The sequence below is a fragment of the Saccharopolyspora griseoalba genome, assembly GCF_042665275.1.
Lineage (GTDB): Bacteria > Actinomycetota > Actinomycetes > Mycobacteriales > Pseudonocardiaceae > Saccharopolyspora > Saccharopolyspora griseoalba.
This window is the reverse complement of the sequence record NZ_JBHTCJ010000005.1, coordinates 110,502-124,974: the sequence shown is the minus strand read 5'-3', so window position 1 is coordinate 124,974 and position 14,473 is coordinate 110,502. Positions and strand designations below refer to the sequence as shown.

Below are 14,473 nucleotides of genomic sequence, written 5' to 3'. Positions count from 1 at the left end.
TCCCGCGCCGGCGGCGTCCGGCTAGGCCGACCATCGGCCATGACCGGCGAGCAGATCCGCCACGCCCGCGCACTGCTCGCCGAACCCCCTCAGGGCAGTTTCAGGAGTACGGGGCCATCTACGAGCGACGAAAGCGAGTACCTCATGCAGATCACCCGCAGCAGCAACATGAACACCCAGAAAGGGCCGGCCGACTGGTTCACCGGCGACGTCTACATCGACGCCGTCGCCGCCCCCGCCGGCAGCTCCACATTTGGCGCCGCCGCCGTGCACTTCACCCCCGGGGCACGCACCGCCTGGCACACCCACCCACACGGACAAACGATCTTCGTCACCGAAGGCGTGGGGCTGTGCCAACGCGAAGGCGGCCCCGTCGAGACCCTCCGACCCGGCGACCGCGTGTTCTTCGAACCAGAAGAGAACCACTGGCACGGCGCGGCCCCCAACCGATTCATGACCCACATCGCCATCCAACAGAACGACGAATCCGGCAACCCTGTCACCTGGGGTCGACACGTCGCCGACCAGGAATACGGCACCTCGACGACAAGCGCCGACTGAAGCCTCGGACGTCCGCAAGGCGATCCCCTCCGTACAGAAGTTCAGAGCTCGTCGTCGGGGTTGGTGGGATGGGATCGCGCAGCGGGCGCAGCTCGCTTGGCGGGCTGCTGATGAAGGCATAGCGTCCCTGGAGGTTGATGTGTCGCCATCCGAGCGGGGACAGGCGGGCCACGTCCTCGTCGCGGACGGGATAGCCCTGCTCGCGCAGGTATTTGACGATGGCGTCGAGATAGACGCTTTCCAGAGCACGACCATGTTCAGCGCCAGTCGGGGTCAGCGCCCGCACCATGGCCACCAGCGTGGCCGTTTTCGGCGCCGGGCTCGGCCCGCGAATCGTGGACGCTTTCGACCCGAGCCCGTAGCGAGCCAGGTGTCACAGCCGGTTCAGGAATCTGGGAGACATCCACCTCAGCCAGCGCGAACGCGCGCAGTTCGCCCAGCCGCTCGGCCTGCCGTGTCAGTTCCGTGGGGGTGTTGTCCGTCGGGGGCCGCCGCAGCCGTTCCACTTCCGATAGGCGCGCCCCGTCGGCGGTCAGTCCCAGCTGCTCAAGCTCGCCGGCCTGCTCCGGCGAAACCAGCGCTCCCACCGCCGTGTACAGCTGCTGGACCTGATCATCGCGAATCTCGGCGACCCGTTTGGCCAAGGTGGTGATCCCCGGAAGCAGCACCTTGTGCCGCAAGCTTGCGCGGGCCCTCGGTGGTCGTCCACGCCCGCGCAGCCAGAAACGCCCGGAACTCCTGCTGTCTAGCAAAAGGCTCTGGGGTGCTGAAGCTCTTGGGCGCGACGCCGTTGCGATTAGTGGTCGTTCGCGCCGGGGAGTCCGGGCTGTTCCTCGGCGCGGAGCTCCTCGGCGAGAGTGACAAGCTGGCTCGCCAACTGCTGCCGCTGTTCATGCGTGTATCGGCCGCCACCCAGCTCAAACGCCGCCTCGTCCAGTTCCCACTGCACTGAACGCGCCAGTACCGCGAGCTGCGAATCCGACCGCATGCCCACCTCCAACAAGGCAAAGTAGGCAATCAGGGTATTGCCAGTCTATCGAGGCAAGCAAGGCAGCGACATCCTTTCGAGGCACACACCATGGCTGGGTGGCAGAAGACGAGGCTCCGCTGATCTCCAGCTCCGAGCTGGCCAAGAAGCTTGGCCTGGCCCGGCGGACCATCTCCCACTACGCCAAGAACGGCTTGATCACGCCCGCCGTCATTACTCCTGGTGGTCAGTACCGCTGGCGTTACGACGATGTCGTGACGGAGATGCGGGAGCTCGCAGAGCGACGGCGTCGACAAGGGGACGTTTGACAGCAGGCCCGTTCTGAGGCTGGCGGCCTACGTTCTCGGGCGTCCGGGTGACGGTGCTGTCCGAGGTATCGATAGTTCTTGATGTGGGCTCATCTTCATATAGCCTTTAGTGAAGAGGGATGCAGGCTAACGGCTATGTTGATGGGGTCATGGGTAACGAGTCTTCACTTCTTTCAATACGGCGCCTTTTCGATTTTATAGAGCCGCTGGCGTCTACAATTTCGGGAATTGGCGCCCTTGTTTCCGCTCTTTGTGCGCTGGTGCTCTTATTGATAACAAGGAAGCAGTTGCGTGCTGCCCTAGCGCAAGTTGACGTCGCATCACAGCAAGCCGCGACGGCGGAGGCGCAAGCTGCAGCCGCACGCGCGAGCGTCGAGTACAGCCGGAATAATCTCCGCTCTGCGGAATTAACTAGGTATGACACCCAAGCGCCAAATCTCGCCACCGTCGTAAACAGTTCCGCAACTCGGATTGGGTTTACGAAGGTAAGCTTGGAAGATCTTCGAGGTGAAATTGTTCCAGAAGAATCTATCCCGGACCGGTTTACTTTTGGCGCCCCTGCCGAAGGTCATGGGTTATGGGAAGCGTGGGTATCTGGCGAAGTTGTCGTAATAAACGAAGGGAGCTGCTCGGTTCTCGCAACTGTCGCTGGCGCGAGTGGCGAGTGGGAGTTGCCGGACGGTAGAGGAGAGGTCTACGACGGGGATCATCTGCTTCTCAGGCCCAGGGATGAAGTTATTCTGAAGTGGACGAAAAGCTACCAGCTTCACGACTGGTACTTGGATCGAAGGAAAAAGAGTACCGATAAGCTGGGCGTTTTTGGGGGTTTCACGGTAAACTTTGTCTCTGCCGCAAACCCGGAGCTTGTAGACAATCATCAATTTAATTATGATTGGCATCCGCTCTCTCCTTACTGCAGGGTGGATGAAAGCCCGAGACGGAATATCCAGGTCATCGAGGGTGAGTATGTGTACTTCGACGACTCTCCGCCGCTAGTGGAATTCTTGAACAGGGAGCGAATTTATCCTGTGTCCCCCGCTGACGAGGAAAACGCGAACCCGGGCCTCTTCCCGAAGAACTATAGGGCCGTGTTCCCCAGCTTAGGGAAGAGTGGGTTTCTTAATCAGTGAGACGAATTGTTCGGCATCCGGGGCGTCAGTTCGGATATGATCTTTGGCCATTTGAATGTCGCCAAATTGCCTGATCCGCGGTCTGTAACGCTATTGGGGTCGATAATCTTCGCCAAATGCCGACTCATTAGGTCATAGCTCGACTTATACGCAGGGTGTCCGCGCAGGGCTGATTTGACGCAGGGTGCGAACACCATCGGCACGTCAGCGGCGAGGAGCTCGTTGAGCAGGCTTGTCGCGAGGGTGTCGCTGATTCCCGCGGCGACCTTGTTAAATGTGTTGAAGGTGATCGGTGCTGCGAGTACGGCGTCCGCTGGTGGTAGAGGGTCTTGTTCGTCCGGGAGTCGTGGATGAACTCGGACGGGGAAGCCCGTCTTGGCTTCCAGGCTGCTGGGGTCGATCCAGGTTGCTGCGGTCGGGGTCAGGATGACGCATGCTGACCAGCCAGCCTCGTCGAGCAGGGCCAGCGGTTCGTCGAGCTGGCGAACTGGGGGAGCGGCTGAGGCGATGAGGTAGACGACGGGACGCTGGCTCAATGCAGGACACCTGCCCGCTGGGCGAGGGGCCGCAGTCCGGGGGTAGCCGATCGGCGTTCGCGCTTGAGCATTTCGCGGAGGAGTTCGCGCACGATGACGTTGTAGCGCAGGGCCTGGGGCGCCACCCGCTCGGCTTCCATGAGGTTGACGACGACCGCCGCGTCTTCGCGGTGCTGGGAGTAAGCCCAGGCGGTGTCGATGTGGACCTGCGCGCGTCGGCTCTGCAGGCCGTCGGGCATGTTGTCGGTGTCGATGCCTTCGGTCAGGGCGATGGCTTGCTTTGAGTCGCCGAGCTCGGCGGCTGCCGAGACGCGGTGGATGGCGACGTTGGTGGGGCCGAAGGCGGTCCAGCCGTAGTTGCCGTCGTGGCCGAGCACGTCGGCGAGGTACTGCGCGCGGCGTAGGCGGTCGGTGGCTTCGGTGCGGTCGCTTCGTCGGCCGGCGATGACGGAGCCGATGAGGAACAGCGCGCCTTGGTAGGAGAGGCCGAGCGGGCTGTCGTCGGTGAAGTTTTCGGCGGTCGTCATGGCGATCTGCTCGGCGCGCTCGACCTGGTCGAGCTTCAGGAACGCGCAGGCCACTTGGTAGGCGGCGGCCGCTCGCAACATCGTGGAGTCGGCCTGCATCGCCGCGTTGACCGCGCGGTCAGCGGCGATCCACGCGAGTTGTCCGTCGCCGGTCTTGGTCACCAGCTTGGCAGCGGCGACGTAGACGTGGTTCTGGACCTCGAGGGCGCGGCGGCGTTCGCTCGGGGACGCCTCGGCGACTATCGCGTCGCTCGTGGTGATGAGGCTCGGGAGGATGTTGGCGGCGGCGCCGTAGTCGGCCGCCTGGTAGCGGCGGTGTACCTCGGTAGTCAGGCGCTCGATCTCGCAGAGGTCTCCGGCCGGCACCTCGCTGAGGCCGAGTCCGGGATAGGAGCTAAGGGCTCCGCGGATCTCATCCAGCCCGTTGAGCTCGGGCTGCCCGTTGGGCGCGTGCGCCATTCGGTTGCCGGCGAGGGTCTCGACATCGGTCTTGAGGACGCGCGCGATGTCGATCAGAACGGAGAGTCGATCGACGGAACGGATCTGCCGTTCGACCTGCGACAACCAGGACTCGGAGCGGCCGACCAGCTCGGCCAGCTCGCGCTGGCTGAGGCCGCGCCGGCGGCGGTAGATACGGATGCGTTCACCAATGGGTCCTTCAGTCACCATGTCCGCATTCCACCTCCCCGCGAGCGCGGGAACCCGCACTTTTGTACTAGTCCCTCCCACACGCCACTGCGGTAGGCACTTCGTGCGGGTCACGCGCCTGACTGGGCTCCAGGCTACTGGTCATGACCACCGACCAGCAGGCGAAACGGAGGGACGAGGAATCGCTCGTCTCTCGAACGTGGGCTGATGTCAGCAGCTCGGACGTGGATCACTTGATCGCTGTCGTCCGAGAACTCAGGACTGCTCGTCTTCGCGCGCTTGGCGCTGCTCGACAGCTTCGACGCGGGTCTTGAGCTGATGAAGCTCTTCAAGGACATCGTCGAGCTTCCGGAGAACCGGGTCGTCGGCCTCGTCTCCGTGCGGCGTCGCCGCTGTTCCGGCCAGAACGTTCCCGAGGTAATCGGCCGGCCAGTCGAGCGCTTCGGAGAGGGCCTGCAGCGTCCGCGGGTTCCGGCGACGCGGCATCTTGTTGTACTGGAGCTCCCGGATCGTGGCCGGGGCGACCTGGGACTTCGCCGCGGCCTCGAGCTGCGTCATGCCCAGTTCCTTCAGCCGGGCCGAGATCGCATCCGCTACGGCCGCCCAGTCATCCGCCACCACTTGCCTCCGGCGTGTCGTCCCAGCGCTTTTGTTGCGTCGTCGAGGCTAGCTGCTTCTTGGCTGATTCTGGCTACCGACCTGGTAAGACGCACCGATTTGCAAGTCGGGGTAGCCAAAATTAGCTACGTTGGCTACTGTGGTTCGCGTTGGCCGAGAGCTAGGAGGTAGCTAATGAGGCAGGTGATGAAGCCTTGGAGCCAGGCTTCGAGCGAGAAGTCGCCGAGGTTCTACAGCGTTGCCGAGGCCGCGCGGATGTTCCAGACCTCGCAGATGACGCTCTACCGAGCGATCGCTGACGGGCAGTTCCCGGCCGTTCGGATCCGGGGTCGACTGATCATCCCGGCGGTAGCAGTCGAGCGGATGATCGAGGCCGCCCTCGGCGGGAACTGCGTCGTGGACGCCGCCGACTTCGCCGGGGAGGACGCGGCATGACGCCCGAAGGCATCGAGGCCGCTGCCGCGTTCGGCGCGACCTTGCCTGCGCTGCTGGTCGCCCACAACGTGGCGGACCACTGGGTGCAGACCTCGCATCAAGCTGCGGTGAAGGGTCAGCCCGGCTGGCTGGGCAGCTGGAACTGCGCGAAGCACGTCGTGTCCTACACGGCCGTCACCGCGGGGAGCGTGACTCTTGTGTGGATGGCGTTCGGCCTGGCGATCAGCGTTCCGGGATTTGTCCTCGGCCAGGTGCTCAGTGCGGTCACACACTACTGGGCAGATCGACGATTCACGCTCGAGCGACTTGCGGTGCTCACCGGCAACGACGGCTTCTACCGCCTCGGTGTGCCTCGTCCGGACAAGGACGACAACCCCTCACTCGGCACCGGCGCCTACGTCCTCGACCAGTCCTGGCACTGGCTGTGGCTTGGGATCGCGGCGCTGGTCACCGCATTGATCTGAACGGGCTGAGGAACGCATGAGCATCAAGGTCATGAACTGGGTCTGGGATGAGTCCCCGGCCAAGGGAACGGAGCTGCTGATGTTGCTGGCCATTGCCGACAACGCCGCGGACGACGGCACCAACGCCTTCCCGTCGGTGAGCACGCTCGCCCGCAAGACGCGCCTGGACCAGCGGACGGTGCAGCGCATCATCCGGAAGCTGTCCGATCAGGGGCAACTCCTCGTCGAGGAGCGGGGCGGGCGCCACCCGAATCGCTACTCCGTGGTGATGAATGCGGAGTTGTCCACAGCCCCGGCAAATCGCCGTCCCCGGCAAGTTGCCACCGGTGGCGCTGATGCCACCGCAGGGGCGGCGAAGCTGCGTCACCCCACCCCCGGCACAGCTGTGCCACCCGAACCGTCCGGAACCGTCAATGAACCCTCCACCGGGGACGGTTGGGAGAACCGGCTGCGGCTGATCGGGTCCGATGTGGAGGAGGTGGAGTCCTCTCAGGACATCGATGCCGTGCTGGATGCGTTGGGTCCTGCCTGGCAGCTGACGCCATCGCAGCGGCAGCGCTTGCGCCCCAAGGTCGTCGAGGCGTTGCAGGCTGGCTGGTCGAAAGAGCGGCTGGCCGCCTACCTCGGTGCGAATCCAAACGGCGTGCGTTCGCCGGCCGCGGTTCTGTCCAAGCGGCTCGACGATCTTCCGCCTGCAGAACCGGCCTCGAAGACACGAGAGCGCCCGGAGTGGTGCGGAGCATGCGACGAGCCCAGCCGAACGATCGAGCGGGACGACGGCCGGTGGGGTAGATGCCCGGACTGCCACCCGCACGCCCAAGACCGGAACTCGGGGCGGCCGAAGCCGCCAAGCACCCGCCGCCCCGAGTCCTCCACACCAACCGATCACCAGACCGGAAGGAGCAACACAAGTGTCCCGTACAGCGCCTGAGCTCAACCACCGGGAGCGCGCGGTGCTCACCGCAGCGGAGGCCGGGCGGGTCGAGATGACCTGCAGCTGCGAGCCGGACCTCTACATCGACGGCGTCTGCTTCTGCGATCAACCCACCGGTCACGCCCTCGTTCACCGCGGCTTGCTGCGGCGCGAGCTGGATGGTCGGCCGGGGGAGCGCGCACCGGCAGCCCTGACCTCGGCGGGGCACCTGGCCTTGCGGGACGACCTGGCGCGAACCGTTCTCTGAACTTCCGACATCAACTCGGGGTGGCCGAAGCCGCCAAGCACCCGCCGCTCCGAGTTCTCCACCCCAGCAATCACCAGACGACGGGAGACGACTGTGCCTTTTTCACAGCCCTTCGGCGTTGACGAGCGCTACGACCGCGAGCACGCCAGCGACTTCATCTCCAGGTACGGCCAGTACCTCCGGCGCAACGCCGGGCACTTCCTCGACTGCGACGACGAGCCTACGGCTGACCCGCTGGAGTTCGCCGCGGCCGCCTGGCGCATCGCGCAGGCGCCGGCCATGAGCCCGAGCTATGTCGTGGCCGACCGGGCGGTTCTCGGCGCCACCGGCGTCTGGGACTACGACCACCGCCTGGCAATCGCAGTCGAGGTCGCCTCCGGCGTTCCTCGGGAGATCCACCGCAAGCTCCGCGGCCCGTGGCGTGGATGGGAGAGCCGACAGTTCTGGATGGAGCCCGAGGACAACGACTTGCCGACCGCGACTGCGGTCCTGCGGTTCCGCGTGCCCATCGAGGCGGAGGGATTGCCCGAGCCGGAGTATTCGCCCCTCGCCGAGCCCGTCACGGATGTCGCCAAGCACGCGGTCCAGATGGTCGCCGGACGCCTCAACTTCGCGCTGTCCCGCGTCCTCGGCCGCGCCGACCGGAAGGAGGTCGCCTGATGCGAACCCGAGTCACGAACTTCCTCGGAACGCAGCTGGACCGGGTGCAGCGCTTCGCGGGCTCCGACGGTTGGAAGCTGCTGGGCCTGGTCGAGCGCGCTGCTGGCCGAAACTGCGCGGACGTTCCGGTCGACGTCTTCTTCCCGGCCGCCGACGAGTTCAGCGGAAGGCAGCAGCGTGCAGCGCTGCGGAAGAAGATCGCGGAGGAGTGCAGCGGGTGCCCGGTGCGCGATGAGTGCCTGGCCGGCGCGTTGCTGCGTGGTGAGCGCTACGGCAGCTGGGGCGGCGTCGCTCAGCCCGACTTCCAGGAACTGGCGCGGCTGTGGCGGCGCGAGAACCCCGACGAGGCGGAAGACCCGACCGTCGATCGCACGGGCTGCGATGCACCTCGACACGGAACCGGCAGCGCCTACGCCAACTACGGCTGCCGTTGCCCGGACGCGCGTGAAGCCGAGCGGCGTCGCCGTGGTCAGCAGCGCGCTGGAGCCAAGGGGGCCGCGTGATGACCGACCTCCAGGGATCGCCGGACCCAGCGGATGAGGAGCGTCAGCTGGCCAAGGCCGGGGCGATGATCAACCTCTTCGTCTGGCTCGTCGCCAGCGTGGTCATGGTCTTCTCGGCCTTCGCCGGTGCTGAGCTGCTCGCCGATCACGGCGTGCCGTGGGGTCTCGGGCTGGCTGGCGGGCTCGCCGTCGACGCGGCGCTGATCGTCGCATTGATCGGTGACCGCCAGCTCCACCGCTACGGCCAGCAGACCCCGTGGGGCGCCGGGCTGAGGTGGGTGACCGCGGCGATGAGCCTGGTCCTCAACTGCGGCCAGTCAGCCGAGCGAGGCGACTGGGTGGCAGCCGGTCTGCACGCGATCTTCCCGGTGTTGCTGATCGTCCTGACTGAAGCCAGTCAGGGGTATCAGATCGCCTTCAGCCACGCGGTATCGAGGGCCCAAGCTGAGCGCCGGTATCAGGAGATCTCGGTATTGAGTATCGAGGAGCAGCCGGTACCGGCGAGCGGTCCCCGTCGCGTCCGACCTTCCGGTACCGGCGCGGCTGGCGAAGCCGCACGTGACCGCCGAACCACAACGCGATCGAGCCGGGCCAAGCCGCCTGCGAAGCCAACGCGGCCGAACGGTTCGGCTGGTGGCCAGTGGACTCAGCAGCAGTGGAGTGCCGCTGTGGAGCTCGTTGCCCGCTACCAGCGCGAACACGGCCGCGACCCGAAGCTCGGCGAGTTCCACTCCGAGCTGCGGATGTCGCGGAACGCCGCCAGCCCATTGCGCAACGCGGTCTTGGCGGCCGCCGCGAAGCACGGCCAGGTAGAAGCCACGACTCAAAACCACGGCATCAGCACCGATTCGACTACGGGCGGTACGGAGGCGCATTCCTCGGGCACTTCGAGTTCCGATACGGCGCCTGCGGATACCGCCGAAACCGTTCACGCGAGTTGATACCAGTGGGGAGGAATACCGCGATGACAACTGAGGCTCGGCGCGAACCCAAGCGGGTCCGTTCGACACGTCGTCGAGCAGCTCAGTACGCCGAGCGCCTCCGGAAGGCCGCGACTCCGGCCGAGCAATACCAGGCCGCCGAGTACGCGCTTCGAAGCTCGGTGGCGCACGTCCGAAACCGGGCGCGAGTCTCGCGCCTACTCCGCGAGGACGTGGTCGAGCACGTTCGCCGCGTGCTCGACCGCGCCGAGCCCAAGGACAGCAGCCGCGCGCTGTACGAGCAGAAGCTCGCCCTGGCCGGCACCGACCTGCAGCGGCTGTCCACCGCGCTGATGTGCCTGCGCGGAGCCATCGGACAGCTCCCGGCCACTGAACGTGACCGGCTTTTCTCCCACTACACCGAGCACTTCACCGCGGAAACCAACCGCATCAGCGGAGAAGGAGGAGCGCGGTAATGCCCATCCCGGACCCGTGGGCCCAGCCGGAGGAACCCACCGACAACGACCAGGCCCCCGCCAATGGGGCGCCCGAGCGGGAGCGCGAGCGCGAGCACCCGCGCGAGCGCGCGCGATCCTACTCGGAGTCCACAACGGACACGGGGCATGGCGATCTCGTTCCCTTCCCGGGTGTCAGCCAGGAGCTCACTCCAAGTGACGACGCCAGTTCGGGACCGAACTGGAAGGAAGCGGCCTCGGTCTGGGTCCGGGAAGCCCACGAGAGCGGTCGCGCCGCCATCGACGGATCGGTATGGCGCTCTCGCCCGCCCTCGCTGCGGGACATCCACGCCCGCGTGCAGCGAGCCGAATGGGCCGCCGGCCTTCGGTGGCTGGTGATTCCCGGCATCGCCTTCGGCTACGTCTCGCTGCTAATCACCGCGCTCGGGTACGCGGTCCTGTGGATCGCCCGCCGGCCCTCGCGCACCGCCGTCGCCACGGCGATCGCCATCGCGATCGTTTTCTTCGCACTCTGACCAGGAGGAAACCGCATGTACTTCGTGATCATGCTTATCTGCTTCGTGCTGCTCTGGGCGCTTCGGAAGCGCACCAAGATCCCGTGGTGGCTCCGAGCTGCGCTCGCCTTCATCGGTGGCTCGTGCCTCGCGAATACCGGGATCGGGGTTTGGCTGGCCAATCGCTTCCGCGAGATCGCGAACGCGCTCATGGGAGCTCAGGGTCCCGTTCTGGCGGGAGGGATCGCGTTGATCGTCAGCGTGATCGTCATCTACGACATCGCAGTCGACAAGAAGGCGGACACCCCGGCGAAGGTCGGCCTGATCTTGCTTCCGGTTCTCCTGCTGGCCGCGGTTGGTCCACTGGCCGGCGCTGGAGTCGGGCTTACCGACGCCGTCGCGAACATGGGCGCGAACAGCCTCGGAAAGCTGATCGGGGGCTGACATGGGTGCGGACCTGATATTGGCGATGGCCCTGGCGGCGCTCATCACGCGCGCCTGGGAGCAGGCCAAGAGCCGTTCCAAGGACGCGTGGCGGGAGACCCGCCACCGTGCCGCCGAGAGCTGGCAGCGAAAGGCCGACCGGGTTCGTTCGGCAGGTTCCAAGGGACCGCGCGATCCGCTGTGGTGGCCCTACGCGGCGGGCTGGACTCTCGCGGCAGTCGGTGCTGGCGCCGTCGCCGGCGTGCACGGGTTGGTCGCGGGAGCGGTGACCGGTGCTCGTGCCGGCTACGTCCTCGGACGCGAAGGAGCACGTTCCGGCTGGGGATACCGCGGCACCTGGCGGCGGTGGCGTTCTGGCGCGGTCGAGAACTGCCAGAGCTGCGGTGTGCGCGTTGCCTTCGAGCTGGTGGTGGTCGTGCCCGTGCTCGGCAGGGTTTGCCCGGACTGCGAGATCAAGGAGCAGGCCTCCCGCCCGCGGCGCTGTGCTTGGTGCGGTGCTGAATTCCCTCAGTACCTGCTCGATACGGACGGCTGGTGCGAGATCTGTTCGCACGGAGGCCAGTGCGATGGCAACTGCAAGAACAGCGACATGAGCCCGGACGACGCGGAAGCGCAGGGGCTGTGCGGTGACTGCGCTGGCCGCGGCGAGTTCATCTCGAACTTCGGTGGCCGCCACCGCCACACCCGGTGCCGGGAGTGCCGGGGCACCGGCTCGTCGTCGCGGAAGAAGACCAGTCAGCAAGGGCCCAGGTCGAGCGAGAGCAACGACGACACCCGGTCCCAACGAATCTACGTCCATGCGGAGCGCACGGACGTGAACAAGGAACCGACCAAGGAAATCGGAGGGAAAACCGTGGGTGAGCTCGTATCGGCGAACGGTGCAGTGCCGGCTTCGACAGGAGACGGCTACACGGACACCATCACGTCACTTTCGACGATGGCACTGCTGCTCGGCAAGGCCTACGAGGAGGCCCAGAGCCTCGGCGAGCACTTGACCGCGAACCAGCTCGACGCGGCCACGATCGGTCAGATCAGCGAGCTGACCGACCTTCTCGAGACTGCCGCACCGCTTGCGGCGAACCTCCACCGCCACGTCGAGAACCGCCACGCCCCGGTCGCTGACGCTGTCGCCAGCGCAGGCGGAAGCGGCAATGTCGCTGAACGGTCCTGGTACGACGACTACTGATCTGCCGGGTGCGTGTCCCGCCTCGGCAGCTGCCGAGGCGGGGTGCGGACTCGGACAGGTTCTTGGAACCACAGGGAGCACCCATGATTCAGGCAACGCGAAGTGCCGGCCGAGAGGCCACGGGCACCGCAGGCACCGAGCAGAATTCCACCACCGATGCCGCCCTCCTGGTGGGGCGGGAAGCCGTCCGACTCAGCAAGCGCTGGAGGCGCCAGGCTCTCCCGCTCGTCGGCATCAGCGCGAGCCACGCGGTCGGCGCTGCGGCCTCGGCGATGTCCGGGCCGGCTGCCCTGCTACCGGTAGCGGCTGGTTGGGCGACTGCTGGTGGTGCCTACGGGTACGCCCGGCAGCGGGCTTCGCGGTGGAACCGCCTTTACGCCGGTATCGCCGCGTTCGGTGCTGCAGCTGGCCAGGCCGCGGTGGCCGTCGACGGACCGACCGGGATCGCGGCGAGCCTGCTGTGGGGCGTTGGCGCGGTGGCTTCGGTGCCCTGGTGGGTTCGGCACACAGAACCGGAGCCCGACGTCACCGCTGAGCTTGCCAGCCCGGCCGCTAAGCAGTCGGCCTTGCCAGCAGTACCAAATGCTGCGGACGCCCGTGTCGAACGGTGGGAGAAGCACCTCGGAGCGAGTGGCAAAGCGCTTCCGGGTTCCAAGCTCACGCGGGTGTCCGAGCTGCCGTTCGGCTGGCGGGGCGTCGTCGAGCTCAACATCGGTGAGCACTGGCATTCGCTTCTGAAGGTCCAGCAGACCATCCTCTCGGTCTACGACTTGCCGGATGGGCGCGTGTTCGTCGAGGCCATCCCGGGGGCGTCGGTGCGCACAGCGCAGATCACGGTTCTCACCAGCGATCCGCTGCAGGAGGTCGTCCGCTGGGAGGGCCCGCAGCTCGACCCGTCCGATGGGTCGTTCCCGCTGATGACCACCGCCGACGGGGAGCGGCTGGACTTCCGCTTCTGGTGGCCGGGTGGGGGAGCGACGCACGGCCTGGTGTCCGGCGTTCAGGGCTCCGGCAAGACCAAGGTGCTGGACCTCATCCTCGCCGAGGCCGCGGCTTCGGACCGCGTCTACCCGCTGATCGTCGATGGCGGGGAAGGGGCGTCCCTGCCGCACTGGCGGAAGCGGGTGAAGCTCTTCGCGGAGACCCCGAAGGACGCGCGCAAGTTGCTCCGCTACGTGCTGCGGCTGATGGACCGCCGGCGGAAGGCGCTCAAGCGCCAGGGAGGCGGTTCGCTCGAGCCGAGCCCGAAGATGCCGCTGATCCTCATCGTTATCGACGAGGCGCACAAGCTGCTGATGAACGACGAGGACACCGGCGCCGACAACAGCGACGTCCGGCGCATGTGCGAGAAGCTCGCTCAGGAGGGCCGGAAGTACGGGATCGGCCTCGTACTGGCCACTCAGGTGCCGTCCGCCAAGCAGCTCGGTGGCTCGACGGTCCTGCGCGACCAGCTCAAGGGCGGGACGGTTGTCGGTCTGCGGGTCAACGAGCGCACCTCCGGAAACATGATCACGTCCGGAGCCCCGATGCCGGAGGGCCTCCACGAGCTGCCGGCGGTCTTCCCGGACGGTCGGCCGACGCGGGGTCTCGGCTACATGCTCACGGCACGGATGATCCGGGCGCGCTCGTTGCTCATCGAGCATCCGGAGCAGCAGGAGTTCACCGAGACCCTGCTCGATCGTGACTGCGCTGCGGAAGCCGAGCCGACTCTCGTTGGCGACGTCGACGAATCGCTGGCCACCACGGAAACCGAGCCAATGGCGGAGGACACCGCGAACATCCAGCGGAAGATCGAGGACGCGATCGGGGCTGGCACGAACGCCGATCCGCTATCGCTGATGCAGGAGACCGGGCTGAGCCTCGCCCAGGTCCGTCGCGCCCTCGCTGCGCTGGAAGGTGGGGGAGACGCGTGCTAACCGATCTTCCGGTAGAACTCTTCAACCAGCCGCGCCACGTCGCCCGCGTCCGACTCGGAGTTGCCCAGCGTCGAGCGGCCCTCGGTGACCACGAGCAGCACGTATCGGCGGACCAGGCGGTCGGCGTTGTCCTTCGAGGCTCGCAGCCACCGCTCGAACTCGTGGGTGTACGGCTTGGCGTCGCGCCACTCCGTGGGCGCCCCGGTGACCTGGCACGCCGCGCGCAGCGCGATCAAGTCGTCCATCTTCTGATCGTCGAGGCCAGGCAGGTTCACCACTGCGTTCGTGTCGATCGCCATGCCCGAAGCCTAGCGCCGCTGTTGGCTCGGCCACCGCCGCTCGTCCGCGGAAACGCCATAGCTCTGCCTCGTTCGACCTCGAAGCCGCCAGCACCCGGGTCAACAGGCATCCACCCAACAACCGAGGAGAAGCACCATGTCCAATCCAACGACACCGGAAGTCGAGCAGCCTGTGCGCG

Annotated in this window: 22 protein-coding genes; 16 read left to right on the top strand and 6 right to left on the bottom strand. The window is 66.4% G+C overall.

The genetic code is table 11. From position 1 onward, the window contains the following. Positions 1–39: 39 nt before the first annotated feature. Positions 40–561 (top strand): (R)-mandelonitrile lyase, encoded by a 522-nt coding sequence (locus ACFQRI_RS11695; RefSeq protein ID WP_380667596.1) that lies wholly within the window; start codon positions 40–42, stop codon positions 559–561. Here ACFQRI_RS11695 and ACFQRI_RS11690 read toward each other — a convergent pair. Together ACFQRI_RS11690 and ACFQRI_RS11685 are read right to left on the bottom strand one after the other, a co-directional pair. Further along, positions 500–850: a Tn3 family transposase gene (locus ACFQRI_RS11690; protein WP_380667595.1), complete on the bottom strand. Its 351-nt coding sequence runs from the start codon at positions 848–850 to the stop codon at positions 500–502. The two genes, ACFQRI_RS11695 and ACFQRI_RS11690, sit on opposite strands and share 62 nt — an antisense overlap. Next, the gene (locus tag ACFQRI_RS11685) at positions 819–1,205 is read right to left on the bottom strand and encodes a hypothetical protein (protein ID WP_380667592.1); all 387 of its coding nucleotides are present in this window, start codon (positions 1,203–1,205) and stop codon (positions 819–821) included. Before ACFQRI_RS11685 ends, ACFQRI_RS11690 begins: the two co-directional genes overlap by 32 nt. A 119-nt stretch (positions 1,206–1,324) precedes the next feature. Here ACFQRI_RS11685 and ACFQRI_RS11680 point away from each other — a divergent pair, with 119 nt between their 5' ends. From ACFQRI_RS11680 to ACFQRI_RS11670, 3 genes are all read left to right on the top strand, one after another. Next, entirely contained in the window at positions 1,325–1,513 is a 189-nt protein-coding gene (locus tag ACFQRI_RS11680; RefSeq protein WP_380667590.1) for a hypothetical protein, read from the top strand. 134 nt (positions 1,514–1,647) lie between these two features. Continuing rightward, positions 1,648–1,857 (top strand): MerR family DNA-binding transcriptional regulator, encoded by a 210-nt coding sequence (locus ACFQRI_RS11675; RefSeq protein WP_380667587.1) that lies wholly within the window; start codon positions 1,648–1,650, stop codon positions 1,855–1,857. Between the two features lie 119 nt (positions 1,858–1,976). Beyond that, positions 1,977–2,987: a hypothetical protein gene (locus tag ACFQRI_RS11670; RefSeq protein WP_380667585.1), complete on the top strand. Its 1,011-nt coding sequence runs from the start codon at positions 1,977–1,979 to the stop codon at positions 2,985–2,987. Here the strand turns inward: ACFQRI_RS11670 and ACFQRI_RS11665 are convergent. The 3 genes from ACFQRI_RS11665 to ACFQRI_RS11655 form a co-directional block, all read right to left on the bottom strand. Further along, positions 2,981–3,523 carry a flavoprotein gene (locus ACFQRI_RS11665; protein ID WP_380667582.1) on the bottom strand — a complete coding sequence of 181 codons (543 nt, stop codon included), beginning with the start codon at positions 3,521–3,523 and terminating at the stop codon, positions 2,981–2,983. The genes ACFQRI_RS11670 and ACFQRI_RS11665 overlap by 7 nt on opposite strands. Next, a complete protein-coding gene (locus ACFQRI_RS11660; RefSeq protein ID WP_380667580.1) occupies positions 3,520–4,719 on the bottom strand; it encodes a helix-turn-helix domain-containing protein in 1,200 nt (399 codons plus the stop codon). The genes ACFQRI_RS11665 and ACFQRI_RS11660 overlap by 4 nt, the downstream gene beginning before the upstream one ends. Positions 4,720–4,953: 234 nt before the next feature. Further along, the gene (locus ACFQRI_RS11655) at positions 4,954–5,316 is read right to left on the bottom strand and encodes a helix-turn-helix domain-containing protein (RefSeq protein WP_380667578.1); all 363 of its coding nucleotides are present in this window, start codon (positions 5,314–5,316) and stop codon (positions 4,954–4,956) included. Positions 5,317–5,502: 186 nt separating this feature from the next. Here ACFQRI_RS11655 and ACFQRI_RS11650 point away from each other — a divergent pair, with 186 nt between their 5' ends. From ACFQRI_RS11650 to ACFQRI_RS11595, 12 genes are all read left to right on the top strand, one after another. Next, positions 5,503–5,751, top strand: a complete 249-nt coding sequence (locus tag ACFQRI_RS11650) for a helix-turn-helix domain-containing protein (RefSeq protein WP_380667575.1) — start codon at positions 5,503–5,505, stop codon at positions 5,749–5,751. Then, complete coding sequence (locus ACFQRI_RS11645; RefSeq protein WP_380667573.1) at positions 5,748–6,215, top strand: transcriptional regulator; 468 nt, start codon at positions 5,748–5,750, stop codon at positions 6,213–6,215. Before ACFQRI_RS11650 ends, ACFQRI_RS11645 begins: the two co-directional genes overlap by 4 nt. Before the next feature lie 16 nt (positions 6,216–6,231). Next, a complete protein-coding gene (locus ACFQRI_RS11640) occupies positions 6,232–7,146 on the top strand; it encodes a helix-turn-helix domain-containing protein (protein ID WP_380667571.1) in 915 nt (304 codons plus the stop codon). Next, positions 7,127–7,396, top strand: a complete 270-nt coding sequence (locus ACFQRI_RS11635) for a hypothetical protein (protein WP_380667569.1) — start codon at positions 7,127–7,129, stop codon at positions 7,394–7,396. The genes ACFQRI_RS11640 and ACFQRI_RS11635 overlap by 20 nt, the downstream gene beginning before the upstream one ends. Before the next feature lie 93 nt (positions 7,397–7,489). Then, positions 7,490–8,056 carry a hypothetical protein gene (locus tag ACFQRI_RS11630; protein ID WP_380667566.1) on the top strand — a complete coding sequence of 189 codons (567 nt, stop codon included), beginning with the start codon at positions 7,490–7,492 and terminating at the stop codon, positions 8,054–8,056. Beyond that, a complete protein-coding gene (locus ACFQRI_RS11625) occupies positions 8,056–8,559 on the top strand; it encodes a WhiB family transcriptional regulator (RefSeq protein ID WP_380667564.1) in 504 nt (167 codons plus the stop codon). Before ACFQRI_RS11630 ends, ACFQRI_RS11625 begins: the two co-directional genes overlap by 1 nt. Beyond that, positions 8,559–9,500: a hypothetical protein gene (locus tag ACFQRI_RS11620; protein WP_380667562.1), complete on the top strand. Its 942-nt coding sequence runs from the start codon at positions 8,559–8,561 to the stop codon at positions 9,498–9,500. The genes ACFQRI_RS11625 and ACFQRI_RS11620 overlap by 1 nt, the downstream gene beginning before the upstream one ends. Positions 9,501–9,712: 212 nt before the next feature. Further along, a complete protein-coding gene (locus ACFQRI_RS11615) occupies positions 9,713–9,955 on the top strand; it encodes a hypothetical protein (protein WP_380667560.1) in 243 nt (80 codons plus the stop codon). Then, entirely contained in the window at positions 9,955–10,470 is a 516-nt protein-coding gene (locus ACFQRI_RS11610; RefSeq protein WP_380667558.1) for a hypothetical protein, read from the top strand. Before ACFQRI_RS11615 ends, ACFQRI_RS11610 begins: the two co-directional genes overlap by 1 nt. Before the next feature lie 15 nt (positions 10,471–10,485). Continuing rightward, positions 10,486–10,893, top strand: a complete 408-nt coding sequence (locus ACFQRI_RS11605) for a hypothetical protein (protein ID WP_380667556.1) — start codon at positions 10,486–10,488, stop codon at positions 10,891–10,893. Position 10,894: 1 nt separating this feature from the next. Continuing rightward, a complete protein-coding gene (locus ACFQRI_RS11600; protein ID WP_380667554.1) occupies positions 10,895–12,079 on the top strand; it encodes a hypothetical protein in 1,185 nt (394 codons plus the stop codon). An 83-nt stretch (positions 12,080–12,162) separates the two neighbouring features. After that, on the top strand, positions 12,163–13,995 hold the full coding sequence (locus ACFQRI_RS11595) for an FtsK/SpoIIIE domain-containing protein (protein WP_380667552.1): 1,833 nt from the start codon (positions 12,163–12,165) through the stop codon (positions 13,993–13,995). On the opposite strand, the gene ACFQRI_RS11590 is transcribed toward ACFQRI_RS11595, so the two are convergent. Next, entirely contained in the window at positions 13,992–14,294 is a 303-nt protein-coding gene (locus ACFQRI_RS11590) for a hypothetical protein (protein WP_380667550.1), read from the bottom strand. The two genes, ACFQRI_RS11595 and ACFQRI_RS11590, sit on opposite strands and share 4 nt — an antisense overlap. Between the last annotated feature and the right edge of the window lie 179 nt (positions 14,295–14,473).

Excerpts from the sequence above, each read along its gene's own strand:
- ACFQRI_RS11695 (WP_380667596.1), top strand. The coding sequence starts at position 40 with ATGACCGGCGAGCAGATCCGCCACGCCCGCGCACTGCTCGCCGAACCC.
- ACFQRI_RS11690 (WP_380667595.1), bottom strand. The coding sequence starts at position 850 with ATGGTGCGGGCGCTGACCCCGACTGGCGCTGAACATGGTCGTGCTCTG.
- ACFQRI_RS11670 (WP_380667585.1), top strand. The coding sequence starts at position 1,977 with ATGCAGGCTAACGGCTATGTTGATGGGGTCATGGGTAACGAGTCTTCA.
- ACFQRI_RS11660 (WP_380667580.1), bottom strand. The coding sequence starts at position 4,719 with ATGGTGACTGAAGGACCCATTGGTGAACGCATCCGTATCTACCGCCGC.
- ACFQRI_RS11650 (WP_380667575.1), top strand. The coding sequence starts at position 5,503 with ATGAAGCCTTGGAGCCAGGCTTCGAGCGAGAAGTCGCCGAGGTTCTAC.
- ACFQRI_RS11645 (WP_380667573.1), top strand. The coding sequence starts at position 5,748 with ATGACGCCCGAAGGCATCGAGGCCGCTGCCGCGTTCGGCGCGACCTTG.
- ACFQRI_RS11640 (WP_380667571.1), top strand. The coding sequence starts at position 6,232 with ATGAGCATCAAGGTCATGAACTGGGTCTGGGATGAGTCCCCGGCCAAG.
- ACFQRI_RS11625 (WP_380667564.1), top strand. The coding sequence starts at position 8,056 with ATGCGAACCCGAGTCACGAACTTCCTCGGAACGCAGCTGGACCGGGTG.
- ACFQRI_RS11620 (WP_380667562.1), top strand. The coding sequence starts at position 8,559 with ATGACCGACCTCCAGGGATCGCCGGACCCAGCGGATGAGGAGCGTCAG.
- ACFQRI_RS11610 (WP_380667558.1), top strand. The coding sequence starts at position 9,955 with ATGCCCATCCCGGACCCGTGGGCCCAGCCGGAGGAACCCACCGACAAC.
- ACFQRI_RS11605 (WP_380667556.1), top strand. The coding sequence starts at position 10,486 with ATGTACTTCGTGATCATGCTTATCTGCTTCGTGCTGCTCTGGGCGCTT.
- ACFQRI_RS11600 (WP_380667554.1), top strand. The coding sequence starts at position 10,895 with ATGGGTGCGGACCTGATATTGGCGATGGCCCTGGCGGCGCTCATCACG.
- ACFQRI_RS11595 (WP_380667552.1), top strand. The coding sequence starts at position 12,163 with ATGATTCAGGCAACGCGAAGTGCCGGCCGAGAGGCCACGGGCACCGCA.
- ACFQRI_RS11590 (WP_380667550.1), bottom strand. The coding sequence starts at position 14,294 with ATGGCGATCGACACGAACGCAGTGGTGAACCTGCCTGGCCTCGACGAT.